Here is an 11,505-nt window from a genome sequence, read left to right on the forward strand (position 1 = left end):
CCAGTTACTATTTATAAAAAAGATAACTCTGTACTGATTTCATTAGCCAGTTGGGCAAAAACAACGGTGAATATTCATTTGAAAATTGATTGGAAAGCGCTCGGTATTGATCCTTCCAGAGCAACTATCACTGCTCCGGCGATAGACAAATTTCAATCTGCAGAGCGTTTTAAAATTGGAGCTGCCATTCCGGTGGAGCCTAATAAAGGCTGGTTATTGGAAATTAAATAGCAACTCTTCTACTGTACGAAGAGGAGAAAGTAAAAAAAACAGGAATGAATGTAAATGGAGATAAGATATAATAGAATAGAATGAATGATTTCAAACCCCCTAAAGGGTTAGTTGCTTTGCTAATACTATTTGGTTTTTGTTTTCAAAAAGCATTAGCTCAAAAAATGCGGACTAAACCTAATGTGATTTTTATCTTAGTTGATGACCAGGGCTATGGAGACCTTGGGACTTTTTTTCAAAACCAAAGAGCAAAAGAAGGAAAGCCTTATGAACGCACTCCTTATTTGGATAAATTGGCAGCCAGTGGCGCAATGCTTACGCAGCAATATGCTGCTGCACCTGTTTGTGCCCCTTCACGAGCTTCACTGATGTTGGGTGTAAGTCAGGGGCATTCCAATGTGAGAGATAATGAGTTTGACCGTGCTATAGACAGCAATTACACGATGGCATCCACAATGCGTACCTTGGGATATTCGACTGTTGCCATTGGCAAGTGGGGATTGCAAGGTGCTAAACCTTGGGACAAAAATGGAGATGAGTGGTTTGCGCGCCCGACGAATCGTGGTTTCGATTCCTTTTTTGGCTATATGCGCCACATGGATGGGCATGAGCATTATCCTAAAGAAGCCATTTATTATAAAGAAGGTCAAGTTGAGCTCTGGGATAAGGGTAAAAATATTACTCCTGAATTGGATAAGTGTTATACAGCCGATTTGTGGACAGCATATGCAAAAAAATGGATTATATCTCACCAGGAGGGCGAAGGGAAAGACAAGCCCTTCTTCATGTATCTGGCTTATGAAACACCGCATGCGGTATTAGAGTTGCCTACTCAGGCATATCCAGCAGGTGGCGGGCTTCATGGAGGAATGCAATGGCTGGGCACACCCGGACATATGATTACCACCGCTTCCGGTATGCCGGATTCTTATGTCAATCCAGATTATGCCCATGCAACCTACGATGATGATGATAACCCTGCGACACCAGAAGTTCCCTGGCCGGCGACTTTCAAACGGTACGCGACGGCGAATCGCCGACTAGACTTTGCTGTTGGCGACCTGGTACAATTGTTAAAAGATTTGAAGATTGACGATAATACCATTATCATTTATACCTCTGATAACGGCCCTTCAATTGAGTCTTATTTGCCGACGGGATACATAGCGAATCATCCTACTTTTTTTGGGAGTTACGGCCCTTTCGATGGTATCAAACGGGACGATTGGGAGGGCGGCGTTCGCATGCCGACGATTGCGGTATGGCCAGGACATATACCGGCTGGAAAGGTGGATAAAACGCCCAGTATTTCTTTCGACTGGATACCTACATTTATAGATGCCGCGAGCGGAATGCCGGCACCCGAAAGATTAGATGGCGTCTCTCTATTGCCTCAGCTTACAGGAAAGGGTTCTCAACGCACAAGCTTAATTTATAACGAATATTTTTTTCCGGGAAGAACGCCTAAGTTTAAGGAGTTTGCAGCCAATCATCGGGGCCGGAAAATGTTTCAAATGCAGATGCTTCGCGTAGGTGATTTTGTGGGCGTTCGGTATGATATTAAAGCGGCCAGTGATAGTTTTGAAATTTATAATGTTGTAAAAGATCCGCAGCAAACGAATAATCTTGCACTTAAACCACAAACAATTATTTCTTCGGCGACAAGACGAGCCATCAATATCAAGGGCATCAAAAATGTAGGGGATCTGCAAGCGTATTTTCATGCACGCGTAATGCAGGTGCGACGACCGGAAAAATGGGCACCCAGACCTTATGACAATACATTGGTACCAGCGGTTAAAGCGAAAGTGACTAGCGGTGTGAATTGGAAGATTTTTAAAGGGAGTTATCCATGGTTGCCACAAGTAGCTACGTTAAAAGCCTTATCTGAAGGGCATTCAACTAGCCCCAATGTACATTTGGTTAAAATGAAAAATAATGTTTTGTTTTATTGTGACGGATATATTGATGTACCAAGAGATGGAGAATATACTTTTTATCTGAATGCCGATGCAGATAATTGATGCTGATTTTAACTATCAACCTGGAGAAGAAAAACAGTCAAAAGTTTTATTAAAAGCTGGATTGCATCCTTTCAGACTTTATTATTATAAACAAAAGGAAGGCAAAGATAGCTTGTGCTTTAAATGGAGTGGACCTGGGCTAAAAAAACAAATAATTGCGGCTAATAGCTTTTTTAGGAAAAAGTGAAACCCCATTTTAGGAGAATCTGGTAGGTTTTTTTTGAAAAATTGAAGTTTTTTTGAAAAAATCCGGCTAGTTTAATTCTCTATTCATTTTTTTTTGCAAAAACAGCAATATTATCTTAGCTTTGCGGCAGAAAAGTGAGCGAGATGAAGGGAACGGCAACCGTTCCCTTCTCTTATTTTCAAAAGTATTTTTATGTCTGATTTGGAAAAAGCGGTATTAATAGAGCAATTGTTGGATGAAATTTTGTCCGGCGAAACTGAATATTTTAAGGTAAAATTCAAGGTAAAACCCACCAATAATTTTAAGATATACATAGATGGAGATAAGGGTATTACTATTGACAAGTGTATTAAAATAAACAGAGCATTATATAAAAAAATAGAAGAACAGGAATTATATCCTGAAGGTGATTTTTCCCTGGAAGTTTCTTCTCCAGGTATAGATGAGCCTTTAGCTAATTTGCGCCAGTACAAAAAGAATATTGGCCGTAAAGTAGAAGTTTTATTTAATGATGAAGCAAAAAAAGAAGGCCAGCTATTAGAGGTTTCTGAAATGGGTATCACCATCGAGCATACAACAGGAAAAGGTAAAAAACTTGTAACAGAGCAGTTAAACTTTTCGTTTGACATTATAAAATCAACAATCGTACAAATTCAGTTTTAAAAAAGCAGAGAACAAAGGCCTGCTTAAAATGGTATAGAATATGGCAAGTATCAATCTAATCGAAGCATTCCAAGAATTTAAAGATGCAGAAAACATTGACCGTCCTACGATGATGAAAGTCGTGGAAGATGTGTTTAAAACATTACTTCGTAAAAAATATATCAGCGACGAAAACTTCGACGTGATCGTAAATGCTGAACAAGGGGACCTTGAAATTTTCCGTCGACGGATGATTGTGGAAGATGGCGAAGTGGAAGATCCTCTCGCGGAAATTGCCTATAGTGAGGCAATCAAAATTGAGCCGGACTTTGAAGTAGGTGAAGAATTGATTGAATCAGTTGATTTGTATGACTTTGGTCGTCGCGCAATTTTAGCTGCCAAACAAACGCTAGCCAGTCGCATTGGCGATCTTAAAAAGAATGTACTGGTACAAAAATATGAAGAACGCTTGGGTGAAATGATTAATGCTGAAGTGTATCAGGTATGGCGTAAAGAGGTTTTGCTTTTGGATGATGATGGAAATGAACTTATATTGCCTAAATCGGAGCAAATACCGCAAGATTTCTTTAAAAAAGGAGAAAGCATTCGCGCAATTATTAGCCGTGTAGATATTAAAAATAATACACCCGTTATTATTCTTAGTCGCACAAGCCCATTATTCTTAGAAAAATTACTGGAAATGGAAGTTCCGGAAATAGCGGAAGGTCTTATTACCATTAAGAAAATAGTACGTGAACCAGGAGAAAGGGCCAAAGTTGCAGTCGAAAGCTACGACGATAGAATAGATCCGGTAGGCGCTTGCGTAGGTATGAAAGGGAGTCGTATTCACGGTATTGTACGTGAATTGAAAAATGAGAATATTGACGTAATTAATTTTACTAATAATACGCAGTTACTTATTCAGCGCTCGCTTACGCCTTCTCATATCAGTTATATGGAATTGGACAATGAGAAAAAAAGAGCCGAAGTGTATTTGCCTTCTGACCAGGTTTCATTAGCTATTGGTCGTCGCGGGGTAAATATTAAATTAGCCTGTGAATTGACAGGTTATAATATTGATGTTTTCCGCGAGAACGAAGAAACGGAAGAGTTTGATATTGACTTGGGAGAATTTAGCGATGAAATAGATGAATGGATTATTACCATATTGAAAGGTGTTGGTTGCGATACTGCACGTAGCGTATTGAATTTGACAGCAGAAGAATTGGAAAGAAGGACTGATTTAGAAAAAGAAACAATCAAAGAGGTTAGACGCATTCTTGAAGAAGAATTTGAAAAAGAGTAGGCTATAGTAAAATGATAGAGTAACAAGTAAGCTGTAAAAGCAATAATTAAAAATCAGTTACAAAATCAAAATCCTAAAAGCTTACCACTAAAAATAGATATGTCAGAATTGAAATTACCAAGGTTATTGGCCGCCGCCAAGGAATTTAATATTGGGCACGATACGCTCATAGAATTTCTTGAAAGCAAAGGATTTAATAAAGGCGAACTGAAACCAACGACAAAATTGTCGGAGGAGCAGTACGTTGCACTTCAGCGTGAGTTCCAGAGCGATAAATTAGCAAAAGACAAAGCCGATAAAATCGAAATTCCTAAAAGTGCAGGTACTCAGCAGCAACAAGTCGACAAGAAGAAAAAAGAAGAAGTGGAAGCTAAGCCCGAAGCGGTAGAGGAAGTAGATACACCTGCGCCTCCCGTTGAGATTGTTCCAGCGCCGGTTGAAATTGCTCCTGTTGTTCCGGCCAAAGAGGAAAAGGTAGAGGTTCCCGAGAACAAGGAATCACCCGTAGTTGAGCAGGAGGTGAAGGAAGAAAAATCTACGGAATCACCTACTGCTGGTATTGCTGTAGATGAATCAAATATAGAAAAACTAAAAATAGTTGCGCCCGAATTAGAGAGCCCTAAGATTTTAAATAAGATTGATTTATCTACGATAGATTCATCTACTCGACCAAAGAAGGTGGCAAAAAAGCCAGAGCATAAAATTGAGGCTGTCCCTGCTGCTAAAAAGGCGTCAATGCCACTAGCAGAAAAGCCAAAAGAGGTCCCTAAAGAAACTAAGCCCGAAGATATCAAACCTCAGGAAAAAGTAAAAACGCCTGAAGCTAATACTCCCGTAGTAAATGCGCCACCAATAATTGAAAATATTCGCGCTACTAGAATAGAAGGGCCTAAAATTTTGGGTAAAATACAATTGCCAGTTGATAGTGATACCAGACCAAAGCCTTCTAAGGATGCAAATAAGAAGCGGAAGCGTATTCCTATTGAAAATAAAAGACCTAGTGGGCAAGCGCCGGCGACGCAAGATAATAGACCACACAGTGGTGGGCGTCAAGGCGGCAACAATGCGCATCCTGCCCGCCCGCAAAACAATAGACCGACTGGAAATAATAGACCGACGGGAGTAAGAAGTGGTAATAGACCGACTCACGAGGCGGATAAGGAAATTGATCAAAAGAGAATTCAGGAAAAGATAAAAGAAACTCAGGCTAAACTTGCAGGTTCTGCCGGTTCCCGTACTAAAACCAAAGCCAAATATCGTCGTGAAAAACGTCAAGAAATGGCGGAGGCGCAAGAGGCAAGAGATAATCAGGAGGATAAAAGATTACAAGTTACTGAGTTTATTACTGTAAGCGAATTAGCTAATCTGATGGATGTGAGCTTTGCCGACATCATTGGAAAATGTATGGGGCTAGGCATCATGGTTTCTATTAATCAGCGTTTAGATGCGGAAGTGATAGAATTAGTAACAGAGGAATTTGGTTTCGAAGTATCCTTTATCAATCTCGATGATGTGGAAGATGAGATAGAGGAAGAATATGAAGATGATACTGAAGATTTGAAATCACGTAATCCTATCGTTACAATAATGGGTCACGTCGACCATGGTAAGACATCTTTGCTCGATTATATTCGCCGCACAAAAGTTGCAAGCGGAGAAGCGGGCGGTATTACCCAGCACATTGGAGCGTACGTCGTAAATGTAGACGAAAATAAAAACATAACGTTTCTAGATACACCAGGTCACGAAGCCTTCACGGCAATGCGTGCTCGTGGGGCAAAGATTACCGATATTGCCGTAATCGTAATTGCTGCGGATGATGCGGTGATGCCTCAGACAAAAGAGGCAATTAGCCATGCGCAGGCCGCTGGCGTACCAATGATATTTGCTATTAATAAGATAGATAAAGACGGAGCTAACCCACAAAAAATATATGAACAACTTTCTCAAATGAATATTTTGGTGGAAGAATGGGGTGGTAAATTCCAAAGTCAAGAAATTTCAGCTAAACAAGGATTGAATGTAGATGCTTTGTTGGAGAAGATTTTGTTAGAGGCTGAAGTATTAGATTTGAAAGCCAATCCAGATAAGGAAGCGACGGGTTCCATTGTTGAGGCTTCACTTGATAAAGGACGTGGTTATGTAGCTACTTTGTTGGTGCAAAATGGCACACTTCGTCAAGGAGATTTAGTTGTGGCAGGTCAATATTATGGTAGAATGAAAGCTATGTTTAATGAACTAAATCAACGTATTGAAATAGCTGGTCCATCGACTCCTGTACAGGTATTAGGATTGAATGGTGCTCCACAGGCAGGTGAAAAGATAAAAGTTTACAAAGAAGAATCTGAGGCAAAAGATATTGCCAATAAGCGTGCACAGATTATGCGTGAGCAAGGCTTACGTACCCGTAAACATATAACTTTGGATGAAATTGGTCGCCGTCTGGCCTTAGGAAACTTTAAAGAATTGAACATTATCATCAAAGGGGACGTGGATGGTTCGGTGGAAGCTTTGAGTGATTCTTTACAAAAGCTCTCTACTGAAGAAATTGTTGTAAGTGTTGTGCATAAAGCCGTAGGTCAAATTTCCGAAAGCGACGTGTTGCTGGCAACGGCATCAGATGCCATTATTCTTGGATTTAATGTGCGTGCCTCTTCGCAAGCAGCCAGACTGGCTGATGTAGAAGGTGTAGAAATCAAGACATATTCTATCATTTATAATGCAATTGAAGAAATCAAAAGCGCGATGGAAGGGATGCTTGAGCCTAAGGTTCAGGAAAAAGAAGTGGCAACTGTGGAAATACGTGAAGTTTACAAATTTGATAAAGCAACTGTTGCCGGATGTTATGTATTGGAAGGTAAAGTTAAACGTGATCATAAAGTTCGCTTGTTTAGAGACGGTATTTTGGTGTATCCCCGTCAGGAAGGTGCTTACGCCGAATTGGGCAGCCTGAAACGTTTCAAAGACGATATGAAAGAAGTCGCACAAGGTTATGAATGTGGTCTTACACTTAAAAACTTTACCGACATTCATGAAGGCGACAACATCGTAGCTTACGAACAAGAAGAAATAAAACGTACACTTTAAAAAATGAGGATTCGTTTTTTAAATAATTAAGCAATAAGGCTAAATCGTTCAAAAGAGGATTTAGCCTTATTATATAAATGCCTTATTTATTTTGTTAAATTGGCTTTATATATAATGAAACTGTTACCAAATACCTATTTTTGACACTTATGTAGAATAGAGTTTTTCTTTAAAAGAATAAAACAGCAACGCATACAACTCAATGAAGAAATATTTATTTTTAAACGCACTTTTTGTAATAATTGCCTTGAATGTTTTTGGGCAACAGAAAAAGGTTGTATTAGATAAGATTATTGCTCAAGTCGGAGATAATATTATTTTAAAATCTGAAATTGATCAGGGCGTAAATCAATATAAGAACGCGCCTAATGCTGAGAACCTCCCTGCCGATTTGGATTGTCAGATATTGCAAAATCAAATTATGCGCAAAGCCTTGGCTATACAGGCCCAGCGGGATTCTTTACCCTTTTCTGAAGATGAAGTAGAAGCTGCCTTTCAACAAAGAGTTCGCTATTTTATGGGAATGTATGGTTCTAAGGAGCAAGTGGAAAAAGCATCGGGTATGACTATCGATCAAATGCACGACAATCTCCTTCCCGATTTGAGAGAGCAAATACTTGCACAAAAAATGCAATCCAAGATTACACAAGACGTTACTATAACACCGGCAGAAGTTCAATCCTATTTCAATCAAATACCAAAAGACAGTTTACGTTTTTATGAAAGTCAGTTTGAAGCAAATGAAATAATAATATACCCTACACCTAATAAAGATGTGGTAGATTTAATAAAAAGTCAATTAGAAGGATGGAAAAAAGAGGTAGAAACAGGTAAAGCAAATTTTACAAGTCTTGCTAAATTATATTCAGACGACCCAAGTGTAAAAGAGAATGGTGGTCAATTTAGTATGAACAGAGAAGATGATAAAGGTCGCTTCGATCCAGATTTTATGGCTGCTGCTTTTCGTTTACGTGAAGGCCAGATTTCGCCTGTAATAAAATCTCAATTTGGTTATCATATTATTCAAATGGTTAGCCGTGCAGGTAATGATGCTATCATCCGTCATATATTAAAGATACCACCAGTTACCGATGTAGAAATAAAAGCTGCCATCAGTAGGCTAGATAGTGTTCGCAATTTACTAGTGACTAACAAATTGACCTTCGCTGCTGCTTTTAGTTTATACAACGATAATAAAGATGCTAAATTTAATGCAGGAGCTATTACCGGTGGCTCACCTTATAATCCGATCACGCCGTTTACAATTGACGAAATGCAGGATAAAGATTTAGCGACTCTTCTGCCCACAATGAAAGTGGGGGACTATTCAATTCCACAAGTGTTCACTGATAATAATGGACGAAAAGCAGTCAGAATCGTCTATCTTCAGTCTCGTACTGAACCACACAGAGAAAACATGAATGACGATTATTCTACTATACAAGCGAGTGCCTTAGCCTATAAACAACAAATGGCAATGAACAAGTGGCTTACTGCACACATGAAAGATTTTTATATACAAATAGATCCGGCTTATGGGCATTGCTCAGAATTGGAAGCATGGATGAAGAACACGGAAGATAGAGTGGAACATTACTCTTCTAGTAGTATAAAATAGTGGATTCGATCTTATATTATAAGCCAGACAGTTTTGTCTGGCTTTTTTAGATAAAGTTTTGTGGAAAAATATGCCTTCCAAAAATGACGGAGTTTAATATGCTTAAAAATATTTCTTCTTTTATAAAGATAAAACCGGCATTGGCCGTTGCCTTCTTATATGCCACTTCCAGCCTTCTTTTTGGAACTTGGGTAGCATCCATTCCCGGGATAAAAGAAAGATTTGGTTTTTCAGATGGTAGTTTAGGGTTGTCACTCTTGTTATCTCCACTGGGCGCAGTTACAGGGATGCTGTTGGCGACAAGAATATTTAGTAAAATTGAAGTGGGAAAATGGATGTTTTACGGCTATCTGTGTCAATGTTGTGTAATGATATTCCAAATCAATTCATGGAACCGAATAATGTTTTGGTGCTGTCTTTATTGCTATGGATTTAATAGCTTTTTGAATGGTGTCTCTATCAATGCCACCGTCAACAATATGGAAAAGAAATACAATCGGCTGATGATGAGTACTTGTCATAGTATGTATAGTTTAGGTGGCGGAGTAAGTGCGGTCCTTGCTGCCTTTTGGTTTTCTATTCATGTACCTTCGGGCTGGCAAATTGTAATTATTGTTGCAGCAATTGTTACAGTTAACTATTCCAACAGAAATTATCTATTAAGTAATAAAGAAATCATTCACTCCCGATCATCCTTTAAATTGCCTTCCTTAGGAATTTTAGGCATTGCGTTTATTTGTTTGGTGAGCTATATGGCCGAAGGTTGTGTGGCAGATTGGAGTGCGATTTATCTCAAAGAATCGATGCATGCACCTAAAGCGATGATAAGTTTAGGATACGCGGGGTTTTCATTTGCCATGACTTTTGGGCGGCTCAACGGTGACACTTTAGTTGGACGATTTGGTAGCAAAAAGGTGGTAATTACCGGTTGTTTAATTGCTTCGACAGGGTTTTTAGTAGTTGTTACCGCCTGGATAACCGCATTGGCAATCGCCGGCTATATTTTAATCGGCTTTGGTTGTTGCTGTATCGTTCCTGTTTTGTTCAGAGCCTCGGCACATATCCCCGGCATTAGCACCGTCGAAGGTTTCGCTATGGTTACCACCGGCGGGTTGATAGGGTTTCTTACAGGCCCTTCCGTCATTGGTTTTATCGCAGAAAAGACCAATCTTTCAAAAGCCTTATCTCTATTAATTTTTATGACTTTGGTCTCAGCCGTTGTTGCATGGCGTAGTCGTTTTATAACACATAAGAAAAAGATAGCAAGTAATTCAGTTGTTTTTGATGAACAAACCTATTAAGCTTATTTTTGATGCGGGAATATTCTACACCGGGAAATCCGAGTTTTAAATTAATAAAAATTACGCCTTTATATTTATCCAGAATGCAGAAAATATTCATTTTATTCATTGCGCTGCTTATGATTTTTCAATCATGTAGTAGCAATAAAGGAGATATTAATACAGTCCAGAACCCCGTTCTTTTATCCGATACAAGTACGAAGGCTTCCTGTGTATTTCTCTCAGGCGATGAACGCAACAATCCGGTTGTCAGTTGGATACAGATCGACAGCGCAGGTATTAAAAGCTTCTATTTTGCCAACTGGGATCCGAAGACCAGGGCATTTTCTGCTGCTGTTCCAGTACCTACCCCGTCTAACACCAGTGTTCATGAGGAAGGCATGCCCAAGATTGCAATTAAAGGCAAGGATACGATTGTAGCAATCTTTGAGACATCTGTTCCGATGAAAAACAGCAGATTTGGATTAAGCGATATTCATTATATAATGTCGTTTGATAACGGTAAAAGATGGACGGAACCCAAGTCTATTCAGTCGGACACCTCTCGCACTGGTTCTCGTTCTTTTGGTGATATGGTGCGTCTTAGCAACGGAGCAATCGGTGTAACTTGGTTGGGTACAGATCCGAATAATGTTAATCATGCGCGCCCGGTTTATTTTGCAAGAACAAATGGAAACGAAGGCTTTGGCAAGGCAATTCTTATTGAACATGCTGGTTGCCAATGTTGCCGAACGGCTTTGAGCAGCGATGAGAAAGGAAATATAAGCGTTGTATTCCGCGATTTGCTTCCGGGTTCTGTGAGAGATATATCCATAAGTAGTTCAGCTGACGACGGTCAAAGCTTTAGTAAATCAGTCCCTTTTAGTAATGATCATTGGGTGATAGACGGATGTCCGCATGATGGCCCTTCAGTGGTTAGCAAAGATGCTAAAAGTTATGTGGCCTGGTTTACGGGTGCTCAGAATGCAGGCGTTTTCTATGCGGAACTTGATAAAAACAATCACATGGTTGCCAAACGCCTCCTTGATCCAAATGGTAGATTTGTACAGTTGTGCTTAACTCCTGATGGAACAAGGATTGTTGCTTATAATGTTGAATATCAACAGAAG

Annotated in this window: 9 protein-coding genes; all 9 read left to right on the top strand. The window is 39.5% G+C overall.

Annotation, left to right across the window (positions count from 1 at the left end):
• The coding region (locus tag ACQR30_RS10430; protein WP_429734771.1) for a glycoside hydrolase domain-containing protein at nt 1-231 on the top strand (231 nt) is incomplete at its 5' end.
• Between the two features lie 80 nt (nt 232-311).
• Nucleotides 312-2,255, top strand: a complete 1,944-nt coding sequence (locus ACQR30_RS10435; RefSeq protein ID WP_429734774.1) for a sulfatase-like hydrolase/transferase — start codon at nt 312-314, stop codon at nt 2,253-2,255.
• Entirely contained in the window at nt 2,242-2,442 is a 201-nt protein-coding gene (locus ACQR30_RS10440; protein ID WP_429734776.1) for a hypothetical protein, read from the top strand. Before ACQR30_RS10435 ends, ACQR30_RS10440 begins: the two co-directional genes overlap by 14 nt.
• 192 nt (nt 2,443-2,634) lie before the next feature.
• Nucleotides 2,635-3,105: a ribosome maturation factor gene (locus ACQR30_RS10445; RefSeq protein WP_429734778.1), complete on the top strand. Its 471-nt coding sequence runs from the start codon at nt 2,635-2,637 to the stop codon at nt 3,103-3,105.
• A gap of 40 nt (nt 3,106-3,145) precedes the next feature.
• Nucleotides 3,146-4,390, top strand: a complete 1,245-nt coding sequence (gene nusA, locus ACQR30_RS10450) for a transcription termination factor NusA (RefSeq protein WP_429734780.1) — start codon at nt 3,146-3,148, stop codon at nt 4,388-4,390.
• 99 nt (nt 4,391-4,489) lie between these two features.
• A complete protein-coding gene (infB, locus tag ACQR30_RS10455; protein ID WP_429734782.1) occupies nt 4,490-7,477 on the top strand; it encodes a translation initiation factor IF-2 in 2,988 nt (995 codons plus the stop codon).
• A 202-nt stretch (nt 7,478-7,679) separates the two neighbouring features.
• Nucleotides 7,680-9,095 carry a peptidylprolyl isomerase gene (locus tag ACQR30_RS10460; protein ID WP_429734784.1) on the top strand — a complete coding sequence of 472 codons (1,416 nt, stop codon included), beginning with the start codon at nt 7,680-7,682 and terminating at the stop codon, nt 9,093-9,095.
• A gap of 83 nt (nt 9,096-9,178) precedes the next feature.
• The gene (locus tag ACQR30_RS10465) at nt 9,179-10,396 is read left to right on the top strand and encodes an MFS transporter (protein ID WP_429734786.1); all 1,218 of its coding nucleotides are present in this window, start codon (nt 9,179-9,181) and stop codon (nt 10,394-10,396) included.
• Nucleotides 10,397-10,479: 83 nt separating this feature from the next.
• Nucleotides 10,480-11,505, top strand: a 1,026-nt coding sequence (locus ACQR30_RS10470; protein WP_429734788.1) for a sialidase family protein, incomplete at its 3' end; no start/stop codon positions are given.

Source organism: Arachidicoccus sp. (assembly GCF_050436765.1).
Classification (GTDB): domain Bacteria; phylum Bacteroidota; class Bacteroidia; order Chitinophagales; family Chitinophagaceae; genus Arachidicoccus.